Genomic DNA, 24,186 nt, shown 5'->3' with positions numbered 1-24,186 from the left:
CCCTTGTTCCGGAATTAGCCCATGAACACACCTTTTGTCGTACCGGATAACCCGGATTCTGCGTGCCAGCCGCCGTCCACGAAGGACTTCCTGGTTGACCGCACCTTCCGTGCACTTGCACGCATAGGCGTGGTGCTGGTGCTGGCGCTGGTATTCGCGCTGGTCTTCGAAGTAGGGCGCAAGGCACTTCCAGGCATGGAAAAGCACGGCTTTGATGTGCTCTTCGGCAGCGTCTGGGACGTTAACCAAGGTAAATACGGCATTCTGCCGGCGATTTGGGGCACGCTGTACAGCGCCTTCATCGCGTTGCTGATCGCCGGTTTTTTTGGCGTCAGCATGGCGATCTTCCTGACTCAAGACTTTTTGCCCGCCAAGCTTGCTGCAGTGTTTCGCACCATCGTCGAGTTGCTCGCCGCGATCCCCAGCGTCGTTTACGGCCTGTGGGGGATCTATGTGGTGATCCCGGCGATTCGCCCGCTGACCGCATGGTTGAACAGCGAGCTCGGCTGGATTCCGTTTTTCGGCACCTCCTTGAGCGGGCCGGGCTTGCTTCCGGCAGCCCTGGTGTTGGCCATCATGATTTTGCCGACCATCGCTGCCGTCTCCCAGGACGCCCTCACGGGTGTGCCGATGAAAACCAAGCAAGCCGCCTACGGCATGGGTACCACCCACTGGGAAGCGATTCTCAAGGTAATGGTGCCATCCGCCGCGACCGGCATCTTCGGTTCGCTGGTGCTGGGCCTGGGCCGCGCCTTGGGTGAAACCATGGCACTGGCCATGTTGGTCGGTAACGCCAACAACATTTCTCTGTCGCTGTTTGCACCGGCCAACACGCTGGCGGCCTTGTTGGCGCTGAACTTCCCCGAAGCCGGCCCGAACGAGATCGAAGTGCTGATGTATGCCGCACTGGTGCTGATGTTCATCACGTTGCTGGTGAATGTCATCGGTTCGATGATCATGGTCTACGCCCAGCGGGGGACTAAACAATGACTGACCTTTCTTCGCCCATCACCGCCATGCCCAGCCTGCAGCGCCGGTTTGAAGGCCGCGCTCTGCGCAGCCTGGTCCTGACCACCCTGGTGTGGTTCGGGGCGTTGCTGGCCAGCGTGCCGCTGATTTCCGTGCTCTACATGCTGATCACCCGTGGCGGTGCACGCTTGAGCCTGGAAGTGTTCACCGAATTGCCGCCCACCGGTTTCGAGACCGGCGGTGGTTTCGGCAACGCCATGGCGGGCACCTTCGTCATGGTCGGTATCGCGGCCGCCATCGCAGTGCCGGTTGGCATTATGGCGGCGATTTTCCTGGCTGAACTGGGGCCGGACAGTAAGCTGGCAAACGCCTCGCGCTTTGCCGCGAAAATGCTCACCGGCTTGCCGTCGATTCTGGCGGGTGTGTTTGCCTACGCCCTGGTGGTGATGACCACCGGCACGTACTCGGCACCGGCGGGTGGCGTGGCGTTGGCCGTGCTGATGCTGCCTATCGTGGTGCTGACGGCCGAAGAGTCGATGAAGATGGTGCCCAAGATCATGAAGGATGCCGCCTACGGGATGGGCTGCACCCGTTCGCAGGTGATCTGGAAAATCGTCTTGCCCACCGGCATGCCCGCGATCCTCACGGGCGTGATGCTCGCCGTGGCACGCGCCGCCGGCGAAACCGCACCGCTGTTGTTCACCGCGCTGTTCAGCAACTACTGGATCTACCACGACGGCAGCCTGGCAGTCATGAATCCGACGGCCTCCCTGGCCGTGCTGATTTACAACTTCTCCGGCATGCCCTTCGACAACCAGCTTGAGCTCGCCTGGGCGGCCTCGTTGGTGCTGGTAATGATCGTACTGGTCGTGAATATCGTGAGCCGTATTTTCGGCAAGCCCAAGTACTAAGAACGGGAGCACCTGAATTTTGAACATGTCATCCGCGCAAATAGCCGCTCCGTTTATCACCCAGTCGCCTGTGGTCATGGACTGCAAGCTGGACAAGATTTTCTACGGCAACTTCATGGCGGTGCGTGACAGCCATGTGCCGATCGAGAAAAACAAGATCACCGGTTTCATTGGCCCGTCCGGCTGCGGCAAATCGACTGTATTGCGCAGCCTCAACCGCATGAACGACCTGGTGAAGGGCTTCCGTTTCGAGGGCCATGTGCATTTCCTCGGCCAGGATGTGTACGGCAAGGGCGTTGACCCTGTAGTCGTGCGCCGTTACATCGGCATGGTTTTCCAGCAGCCCAACCCGTTTTCGATGAGCATTTTTGACAACGTGGCCTTTGGCCTGCGTCTCAACCGCTACAAGGGCGACCTGGGCGACCGCGTCAAGCACGCGCTGCAAGGCGCCGCGCTGTGGGATGAGGTCAAGGACAAGCTCAAGGTCAGCGGCCTGTCGCTCTCCGGCGGCCAACAGCAACGCCTGTGCATCGCCCGCGCCATTGCCACCGAGCCGGAAGTGTTGCTGCTGGATGAGCCGTGCTCGGCACTGGACCCGATTGCCACGCGCCGGGTTGAAGAGCTGATGGTTGAGTTGAAGAAGGACTACACCATCGCGCTGGTGACCCACAACATGCAGCAGGCGATTCGTGTGGCCGATACCACCGCGTTTTTCTCGGTGGATATCTCCCAGGGCACGCGCACCGGCTATCTGGTTGAAATGGGCGCCACCACGCAGATTTTCGAGAACCCACGCGAACAAATGACCGGGGACTACATCAGCGGCAAGTTCAGCTGACCGACTCATGCACCGTTTTTCAGGATTGCCAATGTCTGCAACGCATCGTCTTGATCTGGCCGCGATTGAACGCGCACTGCGCGAGGTACAGAACCGTTTTGCCCAGCTCAGCCGGGACTTTACCGAGCCACGCGACCCGCTGACGGACGAAGTGCTGCAGAATGTGCTTGAAGGCTACGCCCTGATTGACGACTATGTTGCGCGCGGTGTTGACCTGTTCGACCTCCAGCAACTGAACCTGATGCTGGAGATCAATGCCACCGTGCTCTGCGGCAAAGACCCGGTTCGCCGGCAGGAATACGCCCAACACCTGGCGGCCACCGAAGAGCATTTTTTCAACAATGTCGAGGGTGGCATCAAGGATTTATACGGCTGGTACTGCAGGCACCACAGTGAATCGGTGTGGAAGCGCGCCGCCGGTGTCTACGTGCGAGTCCTCAGCAGGCCGCAGTTGTTCGTCGAAGGCAATCACCGCAGTGGGTCGCTGATTGTCAGCTACCTGCTGATGCGCGAGGGCTTGCCGCCGTTCGTACTGACGCTGGACAACGCCGAGGGCTATTTCAACCCGTCCTCGGTCATACGTAACTCCGCCAAACATGGCGTAATGGCATTGTACGAATTGCCCAAGATCAAGAAAAAATATGCAGCGTTCCTGGAAGATAAGGCCCCTGACCCTATGGCGTTTTTCCTGAGCGACACACCGGCGCCCGTCTGCCAAGGGGGCCATTGATGGGAAGGTACCCAGTGCTCGACACAATCAAGCGGGTGTTCAAGCGTCAGCGTATCCGTATCTCTTTTGATATTGACGACACGCTGGCCTGCCAGCTTCACCACAGCGCGACCGAGCACAGCCGTTTGCCGGCGTGTGTACACCGTTGGCTGGGTGAGCCGCTGCGCAGCGGCACCCGCGCCCTGACCCGCGAACTGCGTCGCCAGGGTTGCAGCGTCTGGGTCTACACCTCGTCCGGCCGGACCCCGTCCTACATCCGCCGTTGGTTGCTGCTGTATGGCATTCACGTCGATGGCGTGGTCAACAGTGTGCGGCACAATCAAGCGCTCACCGAGCGCGGGCTGTCGAGCACACCGTCGAAATTCCCGCCGGCATTCGACATCGACCTGCATGTCGATGACTCCGAAGGGGTCCAGCTTGAAGGCTTCGATCACGGTTTTCGCGTTGTGGTCGTGGACCCCGAAGACGAGCAATGGGCGCAGCGCGTGCTGGATGCCGTCGCACAGGTCCAGGCGCAGCTCGCCCGGCAGCAACCGCAACGGCACAAGGTGCCTGTGCGGGCCTATCCGGGGCTGACGTTGAACGGATAAGCCATTCCCAGGGCTAAGCAAAAAGGGGGCGACTGATGGATCAGTCGCCCCTTTTTTTGCTTATTTTTCGCGCAACGCCCCAAGGAACTCGGTGTGCCGCAACACCTGCGAAAACATGGGCAGCGTGAAGTTTTCAGCGGCCTTTTGTTGCTCATCGGTGAACGTCGCCGTGCAGTCGCTCAAGGTCACCACGTTATAACCCTTCTCATACCCTGACCGCACCGTACCCTCGACACAGCAGTTGGTCAGGAACCCTGCCACCACCAGGTTCTGGATACCATTGTTGCGCAGCACCAGGTCCAGGCCCGTGGTCGCAAAACCGTCCAGCCCGCGCTTGCCTTCCACGAGAATATCGCCGGTTTCACGGGTGATCGCTTCCGAGATCTCGGCGCCCCAGCTGCCGGTGCGGAACGCGCTGCCGTCGGCGACACCTTTGAGAATCCCGTAATCGCGCGTGGTCAGCTCTGGATAGCCGTCGGCGAACTGGATCGGCAGGTGGATGATCTTCACCCCGAGTGTGCGGGCTTGCTGCACCGTGGTTGCGGTGTTGGCCAGCATGTCGCCGGTGTGCATGACGTCTTTGACGGCGTCATGGAACACGCCGCCGGGCGTGGTGAAGTCGTTCTGGAATTCGATCAAGACAAGGGCGGTGGCGTTTGGATTCATGTTGGGTCTCCGATAAGGATCACTGTGGGGAACGTCGGGACGGGTCCTTCAGCATAGTTAACCGCGTTCGTTAAGGCTGGGGATTTGAGGACAATGTACAGCAGCGCAGATCGGTCACGTCAGAATGAAACCGAACAGGTCTTTGGTTATTTGATTAAAAGATTTATTGACTAAAGAATATTTGCCGGTTAATTATTGCCTGGCATCTGCTCGCATGCAGAGTCATTTCCAGGGTTATCCCATGGGTCAGAACATCATGCCGTCATTGGCCAGCCTTTACGTTGAGACGAACGAGTCTTCCACCCAGCCCCGCTTGGCGCCTTTACTGATGCAGGGCTTCCCGGCGGGGCCCAAATACCGCGTCACTTGGCACAACTGGATGCGCCCGCCCTTTAACCAGTGGGGGTTTCGCAACCTGGCGCGACTGCGTCCCTCCATCGATGTGCGCGCGGGCGCCGGCCCTGCCGGGCCCTTGAATACCGTGTCGCAGGCATTGGATGCCCTGTACTTCGACAGTGAGTGCGGGTTGAGCGTGAGTGTCATCGAGCATCTGCTGGCCAGCCAGACCGATGCCTTTTTGGTGATGCAGGGTGACACCGTGCTGTTCGAACGCTACTTCAACGGCCAGCGCCCCTGTGACCGGCACATCATGTTCTCGGTGACCAAATCGCTGGTCGGCACCCTGGGCGAAGAACTGGTGACCCGCGGCGTGCTCAACCCCGAGCTGCCCGCCGGGTACTACGTGCCGGAACTGGTGGGCAGCGCGTTTGGTGATGCGACGGTGCGCCAGCTTTTCGACATGGCGGTGGGCATCGATTACAGCGAGGTCTATGACGACCCCAATTCAGAGAGCTCGCAGTACGGCTATGCCTGTGGCTTCCAGCCGGCATTGGCGCAATACGCTCAGTTCGAGTCGTTGTACCAATACCTGCCGTCGCTGAAAAAACGTGGCGTGCACGGCGGGTTTTTCCACTATGTGACCGCCACCACCGAAGCCTTGGCGTGGGTGATGGAGCGGGCTTCGGGCAGCGCCTGCAGTGAGCTGCTGGAGGGTATCTGGCAGCAGTTGGGGTGCGACCGCGACGGGTATTTCATCGCCGATCCGTGGGGGCGTAATGTCGCCGGGGCGGGCTTTAGTGCCACCTTGCGCGACATGGCGCGTTTTGGTCGCCTGCTGGCCAACAACGGCCGCCAGGACGGGGTTGAGCTGCTGTCGCCCGAGACCGTCGCCCGCATCACCGCAGGGGCCGACCCGGCGGTTTACGCGCAAAACGCCGAGTTCTCCCACTGGACACCCGGTGCGTCCTATCGAAGCCAGTGGTACGTGTTCAACGACCACAGCCAGGCCCTGATGGCCGGGGGCATTCACGGTCAATACCTGTTCATCGACAAACCGTCCGGCGTGGTGATCGTCAAGCAATCGTCGCTGAACGAGGCGGTCAGCCCGTTCGATACCGACAGCGTGCGCATGCTGCGCGCGATTGCCGCCCACCTGAGTCACTGACTTCGTCAAAAAATAAGAGTCTTGCGTTCTATTCACCTGGCTTGCCCAGGTGTTGGCGACGCCCTGCGTCGCCATTGACTGCCCTGTAACAACAATAATTCCACAGGAGCTTCTTATGGTTTTCACCAAGCGTTTCTCTCGAGCGCTCTTAGCGGTCGGCTTACCCTTGACCACCCACGTCGCATGGGCGGGCTACACCTTTGAGGACGGCAATCTCAAGGGCGAAGTCAACCTCACGGTGGGCGGGGCGACGCTGTTCAGTCGTGGCGTCAACTTCGGCAGCGGCCGTGTGGATGCGCGCAACGGCAAAAACGGCGGCGCCAGTATCAACTGGCAAGAGTTCTACGTAAAACCGGGCGCCAAATTTGAGTACGCGGTACAACCCGATTTCAGCCTGCTGGCGGGCGGTTCGCTGGTGGCGGCAAGCACGTTCGGCGACGGTGATGCCGGTGGCTTCACCCGCAGCTCCGACGGCAAGGTCGCGGCCGAAGAACTCTACGGGGGTTTCCGCGCCGGCGAATGGAAGCTGACCGCCGGCCGCCAGAACTACATGATCGGCACGGGGTTCATCGTCATGGACGGTAACCTCGACCAGCACAAAGACGCTGCCTACTGGCTGGGCCCTCGGACCGCCTTCAAGGATTCGGCGGTCCTGGCCTGGGACCACGGCGCACTGAAGTCCCAGGCGTTCACCCTGCGCACCGATGATGATCTGGGCGACTTCCGGATGACCGGCGTCAACCTGGATTACACCCTCGATGACCAGGTGACGCTCGGCGCCATGGCCATGAAGGTCAATGCCCTTGGCCCGAGAGGCAGCACGCTTCCCCGACGCCGGGACGGCATGCGGGTGTACAACCTGAGGGCGCTCAATGCCAAGGTTCCCGGCGTGCCGGCACTGACCTTGAACGCCGAATACGCGTTGGAGCGCGGCAGCGGCGAGGGGGTCGATTACGCGGCCAATGCCTGGTATGGCCAGGCGGACTATGCGTTCAGCACATTGCCGCTGACCCCGATCATCGGCTACCGCTACGCGAGTTTTTCCGGCGACGACAACCTCTCCGACAACCGGCAAAAAGCCTGGGACCCGCTCAGTAAGGGCTTTGTCGACTGGAGCACCTGGCTGATCGGCGACGTGGTGGGTAACTACCTGCTGTTCAACAGCAACGAAAACGTCCAGCAGTTTTCCCTCAAGACCCACCTCAACGAAACCGTGACCCTCGGTGCGATTCACTACCAGTTCTGGCTGGACGAGAAAAACTACATGGGTGCACCGGTCAACGATCGGCGCTTTGCCGACGAGAGCGTGGTATTCCTCGACTGGACGCCCACGCCGTCGTTCTATACGTCGCTATCGTACAACTGGGTCAAGCCACTGGCCGCCGCCAAACAGGTGTTCGGCGATGACCAAACGTTCAGTGCGCTGGAGCTGTATTTCACCTATCGCTATTAAGTGCTGCGAGCCATCGTGGCCGCGCTGGAGTGTTTTCACCATGAACAGTTTTTTGCGTAACACCGTGCTGGGCACTGTCGCTTTGTTGTTGATCAGTGGTTTTTGCCTGGCTGAAGAACGCACCGTACGGATCTACAACTGGATCGAATACCTGCCACCCGAGGTGCTCAAGAGCTTCCAGGAGGAAACCGGCATTCGCCCGATTTACGATGTGTTCGACACCGTCGAAACCATGGAGTCCAAGCTGCTGACGGGCAACTCCGGGTATGACGTGGTGTTTCCCGGCTCCTCCAACCTGGGACGCTTGATCACGGCCGGTGCAGTGCAGCCGCTGGATCGCAAGCAGTTGCCAAACTGGCAGCACCTGGACCCGCAATTCATGCAAACCCTGGAAACCGCAGGTGACTCCGGCAATCGCTACGCCGTGCCTTACCTGTGGGGCACCACGCTGATCGGCTACAACGTCGACAAGGTGCGCAAAGCCCTCGGCCCTGACGTGCAGATGAACAGCTGGGACATCATCTTCAAGGAAGAAAACCTCGCCAAGCTCGCTAGTTGTGGCGTGGGTTTCCTCGACGCCGCCAACGAGATCCTGCCGATTGCCTTGCACTACAAGGGCCTCGACCCCAATAGCCAGAAGCGCGAGGACTATGTACAAGCCCAGGCCCTGATGATGAAGATTCGCCCTTACGTCAGTTACTTCAACTCGTCGCGCTACGGCATGGACCTGGCCAACGGTGATATCTGTGTGGGCGTGGGCTGGTCCGGCGGTGTCGCACTGGCCGCACGACTGGCAGATGCCGCCGGCAAGGGCGTCAAGGTCGAGATGGCGCTGCCCAAGGAAGGCGCGCCGATGTGGTCTGACGTGATGACGATCCCGGCCAAGGCCCCCGATGTGGCGGAGGCCCATGCGTTCATCAATTACATCCTGCGCCCGGACGTGATTGCGCGTATCAGCAACAAGATCGGCTACCCCAACCCGAACAAGGACGCCACTGCGCTGGTGGACGCCAGCATCCGCAACGACCCGAACATGTATGTGCCGGACGAAGCGCGCAAGACCCTGTTCGCCCTCGAGCCGATCCCGGCTGCCGCGGAGCGCATCCGTACCCGAACCTGGACCGCCATCAAGAGCAACCGCTGATCAGTGTGGCCCGGTGCGTGCGCGCCGGGCCCGACCCTGGAAGCTGTCAGGCCCATTGATCTATACATTTCGATGAAGACATAACCTGTGAAGATGAGGTGCTTGTGGTGAGCAGGCTTGCCCTGCGCGGTGCAAGCTCCCTCGCCACAGCGTTATGTGTCAGCGTTTAAGATTTATATACATGCCTATGCCCTCAGGCCTGCATGCCGTAGAACAGCAACTCGGTGATACGCCTGACCTGCGTAGAGTGCGCATCGATATCCGGGTGTTCCTGGTTGACCAGCCTGAACAGTTGCAGGTGTGAGTAGTCGTTCAACAGGAATGCGGCCAGTTCCACATCGAGTTGCGGGCGCAGCTTGCCGGCCCGTTGCAGCTCCCTCAGCAGTTCACTGATTTGCGCCCTGAGGGCATCGTTCATGGCCCGATAACCTGCGGGCAGTTCATTGCTGCCACCGAACAGGATCAGCGGCAACAGTTCGCGCCACAGGCTGGGATGCATGACTTCGAGGGCATAGCCCGTGAGCAGCCGTTCCAGGTGGCAGAGCGCGTCGACCGGGTCGTCTATTGTGTGGATCAGGCTGCGGGTATCAGTGATGGCCCGCTGATCGGCGTGGCGCAGGATCTCCAGGATGATTTCCTGTTTGTTGCCGAAATACTTGAACACCGTGGGCGGCGACACGCCGGCCTGACTGGCGATCTGTTCGATGGTGGTGTTCTGGAAGCCCTGGCGCTCAAACAGTTCGATCGCCGCCTGGCTGATGGCTTGGCGGCGTTCGGCTTTCTGACGTTCACGCAGTCCGCTCACAGGAGATCCTTGTCACGAGTAGGAAAAAAGGGCGCTTGTAGCCCGGTACCTCTGCAAAATACTTAATTGGGTAAAGCTTTTAAAGCACTCATTTCCAATCACGAGGTTTGCCGCTGATGCTTCTTCAGCCGGTAGGCAAATTGCGCACGGCTGAGGCCCAAGAGCCGGGCGGCGGCCGCGAGGTTGCCGGCGTTGTGTTGCAGCGCCTCATTGATCAGGCGCGACTCCAGGCCATCAATGGAAAAGCCCTGGTCCAACTGGCCAAGGGTGTCCAGCAGCGCGGCGCGTGGGGCTTGCAGTCCCGTGTTGGACAGGCTGCCATGGTCGTCCAGGCCATAGGGATCCGTCGGCATGGGTTCGTTGCGAAACAGATGCACCAAGTCAATGGCTTGGCCTTCGTCGCTGGCAATCAGGCCGCGTTCGATCAGGTTTTGCAGCTCGCGCACATTGCCCGCGAAGTCGTAGCGCAGCAGTACCTTCAGGGCGCGCATGGTCAGGCCCGCCGGGGTTCGGGCGTATTCCTGGCAGAAGCGCGTGAGGAAGGCGTTGATCAGCAACGGAATATCATCCCGGCGCTCACGCAGGGGCGGCAGGGCGATGGGGTAGACATTCAACCGGTAGAACAGGTCTTCACGAAACGTACCGTCAGCCACGGCTTTGCGCAGATCAATATTGGTGGCGGCTACCACCCGCACATCCACCTTGATCCCACGCACGCCGCCGACCCGTTCGATTTCGCGTTCCTGCAAGGCACGCAGCAATTTGCTTTGCCCTGCCAGGCTGAGGCTGGTGATTTCGTCGAGGAACAGTGTCCCACCCTGGGCCCGCTCGAAACGCCCGGGGCGCGAGTGCGTGGCGCCGGTATACGCGCCGCGCTCGACGCCGAACAGTTCGGCTTCGATCAGGTTGTCCGGGATGGCGGCGCAATTGAGCGCCACAAACGGGCGCTCGTGCCGGTGACTGAGCTGGTGCAATTGGCGCGCAAACATCTCCTTGCCCACCCCGGATTCACCGCTGATCAGCACCGTCGCCGGGGTCAGCGCAACGCGTTGCAGGGCTTGCGTTGCGGCGTTGAACGCCGCGCTGGCGCCCACCAGCGCTTGCGGCGGGTTGACCCAGGCGCCGTGGTTCACTGGGTGGTCGGGAGTGGTGGAGGGGGCGGGGCTGGTGACGGCCTGGGACACGTTCAGGTAGCGCAGGTCTTGCTCGACGTCACCCCATTGTTCAGCCGTCTTGCCGACCACCCGGCAGCATCGATGGCCCATGCCCCGGCATTCCACTTCGCGGAAAATCACCATTTGCCCGAAGAGGCCGCTGACAAACCCGATGGCATAGCCGGTTTCAGTCCAGCACACCGGGTCCTGGCCGAGGCCATAGGCGCTCACGTGCTCATCGGCTTCGCAGGAGTGATGCCAGAGAAACTCGCCTTCGTAGAACCCCGAGTCGGCATCGAACTTGAAATGCAGCGGTTCGACCTTGGTCATGCCTTCCAGGGTGTGCAGGTGGGTCCCGGCGCGAAACACCGCGGCGGCATCGGCCTGTGGCCAGCGCTCGCGTATCAGCCGCGCATCCCGCGCGCCGGAGGCGTAACCGGTGCGGGTGAACAGGCCGCGCGCCTGCTCCAGCCCCAGGCGCTCGATGACTTCCCCGCGCAGGGCGCCGAACGAGGAACTGTGCAGCAACATCATGCGTTGGTCGTTGAGCCAGATGCGCCCGTCTTCTGGGGAAAAGAACAGGCAGTCGGCCAGTTCTCCAGGCGTCGGCGAGCTGCTGTCGCTGAGTTGGCGGCTGTCGCCCCGTGGATGATAGGGCGCGGTGGCCACCCGATCATCGGGCAGCGCGCTGTGGGGATTAGTCATTGTTATGCCCCTGCAAAGCGAATGAACGATTTGAGTAACTGCTCAGATAGTTATTAAACATAACCTTATCAATTGAACAAGTGGCGAGGCCGTGGTTTTTGCCACGGACCGACGCCTGATGGCTGAGTGGTACGTGGCGGGCCCCGGCATAGAGCCTTCGGCGATTTATGTCAGCGTCGCCGCGCGCAAGCGGCATAGCCTTTGCTCAAGACCTGATGCGGCGTTTGCCTATGTGCAGGCGATGACAATTACAAGAACCGGGAGTTGCCATGTCAGTGTCTGAAACCACCCACCTGTTACAGCGGGCCCTTGAGTCCGAATGCCTGTTCAACGGCGATTGGATACCCGCCTCGGGGTCCGTGATGCCTGTGATCGAACCTGCCACCGGCGAGCCCTTGATGCGGTGCGCCATGGCCAACGCGGCCGACATCGCCGTCGCCAGTCGCAGCGCGGCCCTGGCCCAGCCGGCATGGGCCGCACTCGGCCCACGGGAACGCGCCGCCGTGTTTCGCAAGGCGGCGGACCTGGCTCAGCAGTGCTTCGCCGAACTGGCGCTGTATGTCGCCCGCGAAACCGGGGGCGCGCTGTTCAAAGGTGAGCACGAAGTGCGCGAGGCGATCGTGCTGCTGCACCAGGCGGCGGGCCTGTTGTCCCAGCCGCACGGGCTGGTGCTGCCCAGTGCGGCCGGGCGTCTGTCCTATGCGCGGCGCCAGCCCCATGGCGTGGTCGGGGTGATTTCACCGTTCAATTTCCCCCTGGTGCTGTCGCTGCGTTCGGTGGCGCCAGCCTTGGCGGCGGGCAATGCGGTGGTACTCAAGCCCGACCCGCAGACCCCTGTCAGCGGCGGTTTTCTGATCGCCCGGCTGTTCGAGGAAGCGGGCCTGCCCAAGGGCCTGCTGCACGTGTTGCCCGGTGCTGCGCCGGTCGGTGAAGCGCTGTGCCGTGACCCGAATGTGCAGATGATCACCTTTACCGGCTCCACGGCGGCAGGGCGCAAAGTCGCCGAGGTGGCCGGGCGCCACTTGAAAAAAGTCGCGCTGGAACTGGGTGGCAAAAACCCGTTGATCATTCTCGACGACGCCGACCTCGACCTGGCGGCAAGCAATGCGGCCTGGGGCGCCTGGCTGCACCAGGGGCAAATCTGCATGGCAACCGGTTTGATTCTTGCCCATGAATCCATCGCCGAACGTCTCACGCGCAAGCTGGTGGACAAGGCCCGGGCGCTCACCGTGGGCAATGCCGCCCGGGGTGAAGCAGCGCTCGGCCCGTTGATCAACCCACGGCAATTGCAGCGCGTGCACGAGATCGTCAGCGACAGCCTGCAAGCAGGCGCACGGTTGGAGGCTGGCGGCGAATATGACCAGTTGTTCTACCAGCCCACCGTGCTCAGTGGCGTGCGGCCGGGCATGCGCGCCTTTGAGGACGAAGTGTTCGGTCCGGTGGCCAGCGTGGTCAGTTTTGCCACCGACGAGGAGGCCATCGAGCTGGCCAACCGCACTGAGTACGGACTCTCGGCCGCCATCATCTCGCCGTCCGTCGGGCGCGCCATGGCGATCGGCGAGCGGCTGAATTGCGGCCTGTTGCACATCAACGACCAGACCGTGGCCGACGAATGCATCAACCCCTTCGGCGGGCGCGGCGCTTCCGGCAACGGCGGCAGCGTCGGCGGGCCGGCCGACTGGGACGAGTACAGCCAGTGGCAGTGGGTTACGGTTAAAAACACGCCGCCTGTCTATCCGTTCTGAGTTTCGGCCGTACTGAGTCGTGGCCGTACTGAGCCCTGGCTCATCGGTTTGCTCCACCCATGCCTATACAAAAACAAGAGGGCTTGAACATGAACCTGTATAACAAAACCCTGGTTGTCACCGGTGTCGCCTCCGGCATTGGCGCCGAATTGGCGCGGCTCGCGCGTTTCCAGGGCGCCACGGTGATCGGCGTTGATCGCCATGAACCGCAATTGACCCTGGATGGATTCTTCCAGGCGGACTTGGGTGACCCTGCCAGCATCGATGCCTTGGTGGCGCGCCTGCCGGCACGGGTCGACGGGTTGTGCAACATTGCCGGCGTGCCCGGTACGGCACCCGCGCAGACGGTGGCCGAGGTCAATTACCTGGGGCTGCGGCATCTTACGCAAGCGCTGCTGCCCCGCATGCCGGCGGGCGGCAGCATCGTCAATGTCGCGTCGGTGCTCGGCGCGCAATGGCCGCAACGGCTGGAACTGCACAAGGCCCTGGCCGCCACGCAGAACTTCACGGCAGGGCAGCAGTGGCTGGCGGCCAATCCGGTGGCGCAGGCCACCTGTTATCAGTACTTCAAGGAAGCGCTGATTGTGTGGAGCTTCCAGCAAGCCCAAGGCTGGTTTCGCGATCACTCGGTGCGCATCAACTGCGTTGCGCCGGGGCCGGTGTTTACCCCGATCCTGGGCGACTTTGTCAGCCTGCTCGGGCCGGAGCGGGTGGCCGAGGACAGCCAGCGCATGACCCGTCCAGCCCTGGCCGATGAGGTGGCGGCGGTGATCGCCTTCCTTTGCTCGGACGCCGCACGCTGGGTCAACGGGGTCAATCTGCCGGTGGACGGTGGGTTGGCCGCCACCTACGTGTAGGGCCTGCAACCGCGGTAAACCCCGGCGCGGATCCACCGTGCCGGGGGTCTTGAACAACAACAAAAATACAGGACACACAAGATGCTCAAGCCTATCTTGCGGGCAGTTGCGGCCATGACCTTTGTCGCACTGTCATCGACTGCACACGCTTACGATTTGCCCGGACTCAACCTGGGCAGCACCAGTTTCTACGACGGCTCACCGGCACCGGCCGGCCCTGGCTGGTACCTGGAGGAGTACCTGACGTACTCCCGCGCCAGCCGTTTCAACGACGCCAACGGCCACAAGCTGGCATTGCCCAAACAGGATCTGGAAGTGGTGGCGCCGACCACGCAGATCATCTACCTCGGTCAACCTTTGGCCAATGGCGCCATGCCCGGCTTCACCTTGATCAACACCTCGCTGGCCCATGTGGATGTCGATGATGGTTTGCATAACGCCGCGTTGAGTGCTCGTGAAGGCTTTGGCGACGTGACGCTTGGTGCCTTCCTGCAACTGCCGACCCTGAGCCGGGCCGATGGCAGCCCACTGTTGACCCAGCGCGTCGAGGCCGATGTGTCGGTGCCGGTGGGGGCCTATAACCGCAATCGTTCGATCAACCCCGGCAGCAACTTCTGGTCATTCAACCCGTATTATGCGGCGACGTACTGGTTCAACCCGAAATGGTCGGCGAGCGGGCGTTTCATGTACCTGTGGAACGGCAAGAACGATGATCCACAGGCAGGCTTCGGGGATGTTTCCGATACCCAGGCCGGCCAGGCCTTGCATGCCAACCTGACGCTGCAATATGCCTTGAACCAACAACTGAGCGTGGGGGTAAATGGCTACTGGTTGAAGCAGATCACCGACACCCAGGTCGATGGGCACGACGTGAGTGGGCGGCGGGAAAAGGTCTGGGCCATGGGCCCAGGCCTGGTCTATGCCTTCAACAAGGAAAACGTGCTGTCGGTGAACGCCTACTTCGAGCAGCAGGCTGAGAACCGCACCCAGGGCAACAAACTGGTGCTCAATTGGCTGCACAAGTTCTAGGTGGCGCGGCCCGCACCATCACGCTGATGATGGTCAGCGCGGCAATCACCACCCCGGGGGAGGTCGCCAGCAGGACCCCCGCGGTGCCGGCGCCGGCTGCGAGCAGTTGGCCGGCCGCCAGCGGCCCGGCCACCGAACCCAGGCGGCCGACGGCTACCGCGGCACCGACGCCGGTGGCGCGTACCGAGGTGGGGTAGGAGGGCGGTGCCGACGCGTACAGCACCAACTGCGCGGCCATGACGAACAAGCCGGCGGCAAAGCCGGCAATCGCCATGGGCACGATGCCCACTGAGAGTCCCACGCCCGCGAGGGCCGCCAGCAACCCGGCGTACACGCACAACACCACTTTGACGGCATTGCAGCGGTCCAGCAGCACGCCGCCAAGCAGTGAACCCAGGGCGCCGCCGATATTGAAGAGCATCTGCACCATGCCCGCCTGGGGTTTACTGAAGCCTTGTTCCAGCAACAGCGACGGCAGCCAGTTGAGCAGCATGTACATCACGGTCAGGGTGAAGAAGTAGCTGAGCCACAACGCCAGTGTGGTGCGCGCGCGACCCTCGCCGAACAGCGCCTGGGACGTGGAAGGGCGGGCGCCGGGGGGGGGTGTCGCGCTGTTGGCGAAAGGCGCTGGATTCAGGCAGTAACAGGATCATCAACGGCACGGCCAGCAAGGGCGCCAGGCCGCCGATGATAAAGGTGGTTTGCCAGTGTTCACTGGAAAACATCGCTACCACGGCAGCCAAGGCGCCACCCAGCGGTACGCCGCAGTACATCACGCTGATGGCGGTGCCGCGCTTGTGTTCACTCACCGCTTCGGCGCACAGGGCGATCAGGTTGGGCAGTGCCGCACCCAGCCCCAGGCCGGTCAGGAAGCGCACCAGCAACAGGCCCGAGTAGCTGTCGACAAACGCGGTGCTCAGGGAAAACACCCCGAACAGCAGCACTGCCATCACCAGGATTTTCTTGCGCCCGATGCGGTCGGCGACCCAACCGCCGAAGAACGCCCCCGGCAGCAGGCCAATGATGCCAACGCTGAAGACCCAGCCGAGCATCTTCGGGTCCAGGGCGAACGTTTGACGTAACCCGGCGGCGGCGGTGCCGGCGGCTTGCAGATCGAACCCCTCGATCAGCGCAACGATAAAGCACAACGCAATAGTCAGCGTCGAACGACGCGATGGACTGTCCATGGGCAAACCTCATTGTTGTTTTTATGGGGATGGCGAGCTTCAGTGGCTGCTGGCGATTAAGATAACAAAGATAACTAAAAAATGAATCGCGGATAAAAATCCTTAAAAAATAATAATAAATCGATCAAAAACATGTGCTTATGATGAAGATCCATATGAAGCTGAAAAATAGATAGTTTTATTAATGTTCGATTATCGCTCACTTGCAGTTGACGAGCGCCCTAGGCTGTTTCCATTCTTGGCTCGCAAAGCCGACTGGGCCGAGCGTGTGACACCCCAAAAACAACAACAAAAAATGGACATCGAACATGCTAGAACTCCCGATGGAGGACGCCGTTGCGGCTGCGTCAGTCTCCTGTGTGTCGAACAACCTTCCACGTCTGCTGCTGGCGTCGCTGGCCTTGAGCGTGCTGCCCACCCCACTGTGGGCGGCAGGCTTTATCGACGACAGCCACGGTACCTTGACCCTGCGCAATTACTACCTGGACCGTGACTACAAGGACGACGGTGCGAAGACCGCCGCACGGGAATGGGCCCAGGCGTTCATCCTCAACCTGGAATCGGGATACACCCCAGGCCCAGTGGGCTTTGGCTTGGATGTGCGTGGGTTGATGGGGGTCAAGCTCGACTCGTCACCGGACCGCAGCGGCACCGAGTTGTTGCCGGTGTCGGCCAGCGACAAGCGTGCCGCCGATGAATACGCGCGCCTGGCGCCGACCGCCAAGCTGCGGTTTGCCCAAACCACGGTGAAGGCGGGTGACGTGTCGATCTTCCTGCCGTTCGCCTTCGCCAGCCCGTCGCGCCTGCTGCCGCAGACCTTTCGCGGCACCACCCTGAGTTCCAAGGACATCGAGGGCCTGACCCTCAACACCGGCTATATCGACCGTATCAACAAGCGCGACTCCACGGACTACCAGGCCATGACCGTCGCCTCGCCCAACCGGCGTTTCAATGCCACCGCCACCACCTCGCACCTGGCTTACGTCGGCGGTGACTACCAGGTCAACAAAGACCTGAGCCTGCGCGTTTATCACTCGCAGGTCGCGGACCTCTACCAGCAGGACACCCTGGCGTTGCTGCATAACCTGCCGGTGGGGGATGGCGTGCTCACCAGTGACCTGCGCAGCTTCTTCAGCCGCGAGGACGGCAGTGCCAAGGCCGGGAACGTGGATAACCGCAACCTCTCGGCGCTGTTTGGTTACCGCCTGGGCGGCCACCGCGTGAGCCTTGGCTACATGCATTCAAGCGGCGAGACCGCCACGCCCTATATTTCCGGCACCGAGTTGATGGGCATGAGCGAGCTGACCATGAGTTCGGACTTTCTCAACGCCAAGGAGCGCACGTGGCAGGCCATCTATGACTACGATTTCGCCGCAGCGGGTGTGCCGGGGCTGAAGAGCCGGCTTCGCTATGTGCGCGGCGACAACATCGAATTGGCGGCTTTCAACGCCGAGGATCGCAAGGAGCGCGAGTTCCAGATGGAGCTGGGCTATGTGATTCAGAGCGGCCCGCTGAAGAACGTCGGGTTCATGGCGCGCAAGTCGATCTACCGCAATGACTTCCCCAGCGGCGCAGCCTTTCGCGACGAAAACCAGACCCGCTTCCTGGTGCTCTACACCGTGGCGCTCTGGTAGGGCGATCAGTCCTGATAGACCTTCTTGAGCAAGCGCAGCAGTTCTTCACGTTCCTGGCTGTCCAGGGCGGCGGTAGCGTCCTGGTCGCTCTGGGCGGCGATTTCCTTGAGCGCTTTGAGCAGGGTTTCGCCGGTCTTGCTGAGGAAGATCCCGTAGGAGCGTTTGTCGGGCTTGCAGCGGACCCGCACGGCGAGGGCGCGGCTCTCCAGCTTGTTCAGCAGGGGCACCACCTGGGGCGGCTCAATCGCCAGGGCACGGGCCAGGTCGGCCTGCATCAGCCCAGGGTTCTGCTCGATGATCGCCAGGGCCGAGAACTGCGCGGGACGCAGGTCGTGGTCCGACAGCCGGCCGATCAGGTTCTGGAACAGCTTGAGCTGGGCGCGGCGCATGGCGTAACCGATCAGATCGTCCAGGGCTGAATCCAGCGGCGGCCGCACCTCCTCGTTGTCGGGCAGGGCCGGGCTGGGGGCGGCGATGTTGGAAGGCTTGGCCATTAACAGTGCAATCCTCAAGAGGTGGAGGTTAAGAAGGCTATCTAGTTTGCCGAGGTTGGCGAGCCCTGGCTATGCCGACGTTTCACAACACCAGAAAAACGCAGGTTTTACACCGGAAAAATATTGGTTATCCAGATTAATAGTTAATTGACATAACTATATTTGCGGTTTAATTTCGACTCATCTTCACACCAGAACAAGAGCGTACCGTCATGAGCAATTACGAAGGCCGTTGGACCACAGTCAAGGTTGAGATCGAGGAAGGCATCGCCTGGGTCATCCTCAACCGTCCGGAAAAACGCAACGCCATGAGCCCGACCCTGAACCGGGAAATGATCGACGTACTGGAAACCCTGGAGCAGGATCCTGCCGCCGGCGTACTGGTACTGACCGGTGCCGGCGAAGCCTGGACGGCCGGCATGGACCTCAAGGAATACTTCCGCGAAGTGGATGCCGGGCCGGAGATCCTCCAGGAAAAAATTCGCCGCGAAGCCTCGCAATGGCAATGGAAACTGCTGCGCATGTATGCCAAGCCGACCATTGCCATGGTCAATGGCTGGTGCTTCGGCGGCGGCTTCAGCCCACTGGTGGCGTGCGACCTGGCGATCTGCGCCGACGAAGCCACCTTCGGCCTCTCGGAAATCAACTGGGGCATCCCGCCGGGCAACCTGGTGAGCAAAGCCATGGCCGACACCGTGGGCCATCGCCAATCCCTGTACTACATCATGACCGGCAAGACCTTCGGCGGGCAGAAAGCCGCCGAAATGGGCCTGGTCAACGAAAGCGTACCCCTGGCGCAACTGCGCGAAGTGACCATCGAACTGGCGCGCAACCTGCTCGAGAAAAACCCGGTGGTGCTGCGCGCGGCCAAGCATGGCTTCAAGCGCTGCCGCGAACTGACCTGGGAGCAGAACGAGGATTACCTCTACGCCAAGCTCGATCAGTCGCGCCTGCTCGACACCGAAGGCGGTCGCGAGCAGGGCATGAAACAGTTCCTCGACGACAAGAGCATCAAGCCTGGCCTGCAGGCGTATAAACGCTGAAGGGCGCGGCCGCCTGGCCGCGCCGCTGTACCCCGCTTGAACGTATTCCCGATAAAGACAATAAAGAGGAATCACCATGCTGGACGTGCCCCTGTTGATCGGCGGCCAGTCGTGCGCCGCCCGCGACGGTCGAACCTTCGAGCGCCGCAACCCGGTGACCGGTGAAGTCGTCTCGCGGGTCGCCGCAGCGACCCTGGAAGATGCCGACGCCGCCGTCGCCGCCGCTCAAGCCGCGTTCCCCACCTGGGCAGCGCTGGCCCCCAACGAGCGCCGCACCCGTTTGCTCAAGGCGGCCGAGCAATTGCAGGCGCGCAGCGCGGAATTTATCGCTGCTGCCGGTGAGACCGGCGCCATGGCCAATTGGTACGGCTTCAACGTGCGCCTGGCGGCCAATATGCTCCGCGAAGCCGCGTCGATGACCACCCAGATCACCGGCGACGTCATTCCCTCCGATGTCCCCGGCAGTTTCGCCATGGCCCTGCGTCAGCCCTGCGGCGTGGTGCTGGGCATCGCGCCGTGGAATGCCCCGGTCATCCTCGCCACGCGGGCTATCGCCATGCCGCTGGCTTGCGGCAATACCGTGGTGCTCAAGGCCTCGGAATTGAGCCCAGCGGTGCACCGCCTGATTGGCCAGGTGCTGCAGGACGCCGGGCTGGGCGATGGCGTGGTCAACGTGATCAGCAATGCGCCAGAGGATGCCGCCGCGATTGTCGAGCGGCTGATCGCCAACCCGGCCGTGCGCCGGGTCAACTTCACGGGCTCGACCCACGTGGGGCGGATTGTCGGCGAACTCTCGGCGCGTCACCTCAAACCGGCCCTGCTGGAGTTGGGCGGCAAGGCGCCGTTGCTGGTGCTCGACGACGCCGACCTCGATGCAGCAGTGGCGGCGGCAGCATTTGGTGCCTACTTCAACCAGGGGCAGATTTGCATGTCCACTGAACGCTTGATTGTCGACGCCAAGGTCGCCGATGCGTTCACCGCCAAGCTGGCGGCCAAGGTCGCGACCCTGCGCGCGGGCAACCCCGAGGCGGCGGATTCAGTGCTGGGGTCGCTGGTGGACGCGCGTGCCGGCACGCGCATCAAGGCCTTGATCGACGATGCCCTCGCCAAAGGTGCACGGCTGGTGGTGGGCGGCCAATTGGAAGGCAGTATCCTGCAGCCGACCCTGATCGATGGCGTCACCGAACACATGCGTTTGTACCGCGAAGAGTCTTTCGGGCCGGTGGCGGTGCTGTTGCGCGGTGATGGAGACGAAGCCCTGCTGCGTCTGGCCAACGACTCTGAGTTCGGCCTGTCGGCGGCGATCTTCAGTCGCGACACCGGGCGTGCGCTGGCCCTGGCGCAACGGGTGGAGTCGGGCATTTGCCATATCAACGGCCCGACCGTGCACGACGAGGCGCAGATGCCGTTTGGCGGGGTCAAGTCCAGCGGCTACGGCAGCTTTGGCGGCAAGGCTTCGATTGAACACTTTACGCAATTGCGTTGGGTCACCTTGCAGAACGGGCCGCGGCATTACCCGATCTGAGCAAGGCGCGGCGACATAACAATAACAAGGCGGCGTTGATCCGCCTTGATGGAGGACATCCTTGTGAGTTCCGAATTCCGACCGCAACCCCAGCCCACGCCGCGATACCGCGAGGTGTCCATCGGCCACGCGCCGGTGCAGGTCACTGAAGAACAGGGCGTGCTGCACATGCGTTCCCTGGAGCCGCTGGGTGAATTACCGGCACGCTTGCTCGATCGTTTGGTGCATTGGGCCCAGGTACGGCCCGAGCAAACATTTATCGCCGCACGCCAGGCCGGTGGTGATTGGCGTCGTGTCAGCTACAGGGAAATGCTCGACAGCGTGCGCGCGATTGCCCAGGGCCTGCTGCGTTACGGCCTCTCGGCGGACAAACCGCTGGCATTACTGTCTGGCAACGACATCGAGCATCTGCAGGTGGCTCTCGGCGCGATGTATGCCGGAATCCCTTACTGCCCGGTGTCGCCGGCGTATTCATTGTTGTCCCAGGATTTCGCCAAGCTGCGGCATGTGTGCAACCTGCTGCAACCGGGCTTGGTGTTCGTCAGCGACGCGTCCGCTTACCAACGCGCAATCGACGCCGTATTGCCGGTCGAGACTCCGTTGATCAGCGTGCGCGGCTACGCGCCGGGGCGCACTCAGGCCAGCTTCGCCAGCCTGCTGCAAACGCCGGGTGGCGCTGAGGCCGAAGCGGCGTTCAAGGCCACCGGCCCCGACAGCATCGCTAAGTTTCTCTTTACCTCGGGCTCCACCAAGTTGCCCAAAGCGGTCGTCACCACCCAACGCATGCTCTGCGCCAATCAGCAGATGCTGCTGCAGACGTTCCCGGTGTTCGGTGAGGAACCGCCGGTACTGGTCGACTGGCTGCCGTGGAACCACACCTTCGGCGGCAGCCACAACGTCGGCATTGTGCTCTACAACGGCGGTACGTTTTACCTCGACGACGGCAAGCCGACGGTCCAGGGCTTTGCCGAGACCCTGCGCAACCTCAAGGACGTGTCGCCCACGGCCTACCTGACGGTGCCCAAGGGCTGGGAAGAACTGGTCAACGCCCTGGAGCAGGACGCTGAGTTGCGCGAGCGCTTTTTCGCGCGGATGAAACTGTTCTTCTTCGCCGCCGCCGGCCTGTCGCAAAGTATCTGGGACCGCCTCGACCGCGTGGCCGAGCGGCACTGCGGTGAACGTATCCGCATGATGGCCGGGCTGGGCATGACCGAAGCCGCGCCGTCCTGCACCTTTACCACCGGGCCGCTGTCGATGGCCGGGTATATCGGGTTACCCGCACCCGGCTGCGAGGTGCGCCTGGTGCCGCTGGACGGCAAATTCGAAGGACGCTTTCGCGGGCCGCACATCATGCCCGGTTACTGGCGGGCGCCCGAGCAGACCGCCGAGGTGTTCGACGAACTGGGTTTCTATTGTTCGGGCGACGCGATCAAGCTCGCCGACCCGCAGCAACCGCAACTGGGGCTGATGTTCGATGGGCGCATTGCCGAGGACTTCAAGCTCTCCTCAGGCGTGTTTGTCAGCGTTGGGCCGCTGCGCAATCGTGCGGTGCTCGAAGGCTCGCCCTATGTGCAGGACCTCGTGATTGCCGCGCCGGACCGCGAGTGCCTGGGGGCCCTGGTGTTCCCCAGGCTCTACGAGTGTCGCCGGCTGGCGGGCTTGAGCACCGACGCCAGTGACGCCGAGGTGCTGGCCAGCGCGCCGGTGCGCGCGTGGTTCGGTGACTGGTTGGCGCGGCTCAATCGCGAGGCCACCGGCAATGCCAGTCGCTTGGAGTGGATTGCTGTGTTGGATGAGCCGGCGTCCATCGACCGTGGGGAAATCACCGATAAAGGCTCGATCAACCAGCGTGCGGTGTTGCAATGGCGCGCGGCAAGGGTCGAGGCGTTGTATCGCGGTGAAGACCCGACCATCCTGCGCGCCGGACCCAAGCCTTGAGCGGCGCCGGGCAGTATTCGGCGTTTGCCGACGCGGCGATTTTCGAGGCGGTGCGCACCCCGTGGGTCGACCTTGGCGGCGCGCTGTCCCAGGTGTCGCCCATCGATTTGGGGATCAAGGTGGGCCGCGAAGTGCTGGCGCGAGCCGGCATCGAGCCTGGGGCGGTGGACAGCGTACTGGCCGGCTCCATGGCCCAGGCCAGCTTCGATGCCTATTTGCTGCCACGGCATATCGGCTTGTACAGCGGCGTGGCGCAATCGGTGCCCGCGCTGGGGGTGCAGCGCATCTGCGCCACCGGTTTCGAGCTGTTGCGCCAGGCCGCCGAGCAGCTGCGTGACGAGGTGCAACTGGCCCTATGCGTGGCCTGTGAATCGATGTCGCGTAACCCGATTGCCGCCTACACCCACCGGGGCGGCTTTCGTCTCGGCGGCGAAGTGCAGTTCAAGGATTTTCTCTGGGAAGCGCTGTACGACCCGGCGCCGGGCCTGGACATGATCGCCACGGCCGACAACCTCGCGCGCCGTTATGGCCTGAGCCGCGAGGCGGTGGACCGTTACGCCTGCGACAGCCATCAGCGCGCCTTGCAGGCACAACGTGACGGCGCCTGGGCTGAAGAAATCGTCACGGTCGATCACCAGGTGTTCGCGCTTGAGGGCTATCAGCCCAGAGGGATCAGCCTGGCACGCCGCGCCAGTGCCGTCAGCGCCGACAGCCACCCACGGCCCACCGACCTGGCGGCCCTGGCGCGTCTGCACGCCGTGCATGCCAACGGTGTACAAACCGCCGGTAACAGTTGCGCGGTGGTCGATGGCGCGGCGGCCGCCCTGGTGGGGCGCGCCTCGGCCTGCACGCGTGCGCCCCTGGCGCGGCTGCTGGCCAGCGCAGTGGTGGGGGTGGCCCCGGAGTTCATGGGCATCGGTCCGGCACCGGCAATTCGCCTGCTGCTGCAACGCAGCGGGTTGAGCCTGGACGACATCGGCCGTTTCGAGATCAACGAAGCCCAGGCCGCCCAGGTGCTCGCGGTGGCTCAGGAATTGGAGCTGGACAGCGCCCGGCTCAACGTCCAGGGCGGCGCCCTCGCGCTGGGGCATCCGCTGGCCGCCACCGGCCTGCGGCTGGTCATGACCCTGGCCCGGCAATTACGCCAGCACCACCTGCGCTACGGGATTGCCGCCGCGTGTGTGGGCGGCGGGCAGGGCATGGCGTTGTTGATCGAAAACCCTGCCTATCGCGCTTGAAGCGCACGATTCCTTTTTAGTCGATGA

At 62.3% G+C, this 24,186-nt stretch carries 20 protein-coding genes and 1 pseudogene; 16 read left to right on the top strand and 5 right to left on the bottom strand.

The features are described from left to right. Positions 1-21 precede the first annotated feature (21 nt). From pstC to K7431_RS02580, 5 genes are all read left to right on the top strand, one after another. Positions 22-990, top strand: coding sequence for a phosphate ABC transporter permease subunit PstC (pstC, locus tag K7431_RS02600; protein ID WP_012724478.1), 969 nt, complete (start codon positions 22-24; stop codon positions 988-990). Continuing rightward, the gene (pstA, locus tag K7431_RS02595) at positions 987-1,880 is read left to right on the top strand and encodes a phosphate ABC transporter permease PstA (protein ID WP_012724477.1); all 894 of its coding nucleotides are present in this window, start codon (positions 987-989) and stop codon (positions 1,878-1,880) included. The genes pstC and pstA overlap by 4 nt, the downstream gene beginning before the upstream one ends. A gap of 76 nt (positions 1,881-1,956) precedes the next feature. After that, complete coding sequence (gene pstB, locus K7431_RS02590; RefSeq protein WP_217649954.1) at positions 1,957-2,718, top strand: phosphate ABC transporter ATP-binding protein PstB; 762 nt, start codon at positions 1,957-1,959, stop codon at positions 2,716-2,718. A 31-nt stretch (positions 2,719-2,749) separates the two neighbouring features. After that, on the top strand, positions 2,750-3,448 hold the full coding sequence (locus K7431_RS02585; protein ID WP_043205401.1) for a hypothetical protein: 699 nt from the start codon (positions 2,750-2,752) through the stop codon (positions 3,446-3,448). After that, positions 3,448-4,038 carry a hypothetical protein gene (locus tag K7431_RS02580; protein ID WP_012724474.1) on the top strand — a complete coding sequence of 197 codons (591 nt, stop codon included), beginning with the start codon at positions 3,448-3,450 and terminating at the stop codon, positions 4,036-4,038. The genes K7431_RS02585 and K7431_RS02580 overlap by 1 nt, the downstream gene beginning before the upstream one ends. A gap of 60 nt (positions 4,039-4,098) precedes the next feature. Here the strand turns inward: K7431_RS02580 and K7431_RS02575 are convergent, their stop codons facing one another. After that, the gene (locus tag K7431_RS02575) at positions 4,099-4,704 is read right to left on the bottom strand and encodes a cysteine hydrolase (RefSeq protein ID WP_012724473.1); all 606 of its coding nucleotides are present in this window, start codon (positions 4,702-4,704) and stop codon (positions 4,099-4,101) included. Between the two features lie 241 nt (positions 4,705-4,945). Between K7431_RS02575 and K7431_RS02570 the strand changes: the two genes are divergently transcribed. The 3 genes from K7431_RS02570 (at position 4,946) to K7431_RS02560 (ending at position 8,805) form a co-directional block, all read left to right on the top strand. Continuing rightward, the gene (locus K7431_RS02570) at positions 4,946-6,208 is read left to right on the top strand and encodes a serine hydrolase domain-containing protein (RefSeq protein ID WP_043205400.1); all 1,263 of its coding nucleotides are present in this window, start codon (positions 4,946-4,948) and stop codon (positions 6,206-6,208) included. Positions 6,209-6,323: 115 nt separating this feature from the next. Further along, on the top strand, positions 6,324-7,661 hold the full coding sequence (locus tag K7431_RS02565) for a hypothetical protein (RefSeq protein ID WP_043205399.1): 1,338 nt from the start codon (positions 6,324-6,326) through the stop codon (positions 7,659-7,661). Positions 7,662-7,701: 40 nt separating this feature from the next. Then, a complete protein-coding gene (locus K7431_RS02560) occupies positions 7,702-8,805 on the top strand; it encodes a polyamine ABC transporter substrate-binding protein (protein ID WP_012724470.1) in 1,104 nt (367 codons plus the stop codon). Between the two features lie 193 nt (positions 8,806-8,998). Here the strand turns inward: K7431_RS02560 and K7431_RS02555 are convergent, their stop codons facing one another. Both K7431_RS02555 and K7431_RS02550 read right to left on the bottom strand, forming a co-directional pair. Then, entirely contained in the window at positions 8,999-9,610 is a 612-nt protein-coding gene (locus tag K7431_RS02555) for a TetR/AcrR family transcriptional regulator (protein WP_012724469.1), read from the bottom strand. A gap of 98 nt (positions 9,611-9,708) precedes the next feature. Continuing rightward, entirely contained in the window at positions 9,709-11,469 is a 1,761-nt protein-coding gene (locus K7431_RS02550) for a sigma-54-dependent Fis family transcriptional regulator (protein WP_012724468.1), read from the bottom strand. Between the two features lie 269 nt (positions 11,470-11,738). Between K7431_RS02550 and K7431_RS02545 the strand changes: the two genes are divergently transcribed. The 3 genes from K7431_RS02545 to K7431_RS02535 all read left to right on the top strand — a co-directional run bounded on the left by K7431_RS02545 (position 11,739) and on the right by K7431_RS02535 (position 15,100). After that, positions 11,739-13,214 carry a benzaldehyde dehydrogenase gene (locus tag K7431_RS02545; RefSeq protein ID WP_012724467.1) on the top strand — a complete coding sequence of 492 codons (1,476 nt, stop codon included), beginning with the start codon at positions 11,739-11,741 and terminating at the stop codon, positions 13,212-13,214. Between the two features lie 89 nt (positions 13,215-13,303). Continuing rightward, entirely contained in the window at positions 13,304-14,071 is a 768-nt protein-coding gene (locus K7431_RS02540) for a coniferyl-alcohol dehydrogenase (RefSeq protein ID WP_012724466.1), read from the top strand. Between the two features lie 81 nt (positions 14,072-14,152). Then, positions 14,153-15,100 carry a SphA family protein gene (locus tag K7431_RS02535; protein WP_012724465.1) on the top strand — a complete coding sequence of 316 codons (948 nt, stop codon included), beginning with the start codon at positions 14,153-14,155 and terminating at the stop codon, positions 15,098-15,100. On the opposite strand, the pseudogene mhpT reads toward K7431_RS02535, so the two are convergent. Continuing rightward, positions 15,078-16,287, bottom strand: a pseudogene (gene mhpT / locus K7431_RS02530) (3-(3-hydroxy-phenyl)propionate transporter MhpT). The gene K7431_RS02535 and the pseudogene mhpT sit on opposite strands and share 23 nt — an antisense overlap. Before the next feature lie 308 nt (positions 16,288-16,595). Between mhpT and K7431_RS02525 the strand changes: the two are divergent. Further along, on the top strand, positions 16,596-17,921 hold the full coding sequence (locus K7431_RS02525; RefSeq protein WP_012724463.1) for an OprD family porin: 1,326 nt from the start codon (positions 16,596-16,598) through the stop codon (positions 17,919-17,921). Between the two features lie 5 nt (positions 17,922-17,926). On the opposite strand, the gene K7431_RS02520 is transcribed toward K7431_RS02525, so the two are convergent. After that, positions 17,927-18,415 (bottom strand): MarR family winged helix-turn-helix transcriptional regulator, encoded by a 489-nt coding sequence (locus K7431_RS02520; protein ID WP_012724462.1) that lies wholly within the window; start codon positions 18,413-18,415, stop codon positions 17,927-17,929. A gap of 212 nt (positions 18,416-18,627) precedes the next feature. Between K7431_RS02520 and K7431_RS02515 the strand changes: the two genes are divergently transcribed. The 4 genes from K7431_RS02515 to K7431_RS02500 all read left to right on the top strand — a co-directional run bounded on the left by K7431_RS02515 (position 18,628) and on the right by K7431_RS02500 (position 24,159). Beyond that, a complete protein-coding gene (locus K7431_RS02515; RefSeq protein WP_010567568.1) occupies positions 18,628-19,458 on the top strand; it encodes a p-hydroxycinnamoyl CoA hydratase/lyase in 831 nt (276 codons plus the stop codon). A gap of 76 nt (positions 19,459-19,534) precedes the next feature. Next, complete coding sequence (locus K7431_RS02510; protein WP_012724461.1) at positions 19,535-20,983, top strand: aldehyde dehydrogenase; 1,449 nt, start codon at positions 19,535-19,537, stop codon at positions 20,981-20,983. Positions 20,984-21,046: 63 nt separating this feature from the next. Further along, positions 21,047-22,921 (top strand): feruloyl-CoA synthase, encoded by a 1,875-nt coding sequence (locus K7431_RS02505; RefSeq protein WP_043206266.1) that lies wholly within the window; start codon positions 21,047-21,049, stop codon positions 22,919-22,921. Continuing rightward, positions 22,918-24,159: a thiolase family protein gene (locus K7431_RS02500; RefSeq protein WP_012724459.1), complete on the top strand. Its 1,242-nt coding sequence runs from the start codon at positions 22,918-22,920 to the stop codon at positions 24,157-24,159. Before K7431_RS02505 ends, K7431_RS02500 begins: the two co-directional genes overlap by 4 nt. Positions 24,160-24,186 lie beyond the last annotated feature (27 nt).

Source organism: Pseudomonas fluorescens group sp. (genome assembly GCF_020093335.1).
Lineage (GTDB): Bacteria > Pseudomonadota > Gammaproteobacteria > Pseudomonadales > Pseudomonadaceae > Aquipseudomonas > Aquipseudomonas petroselini.
This window is presented reverse-complemented; position numbering and strand designations above follow the sequence as displayed.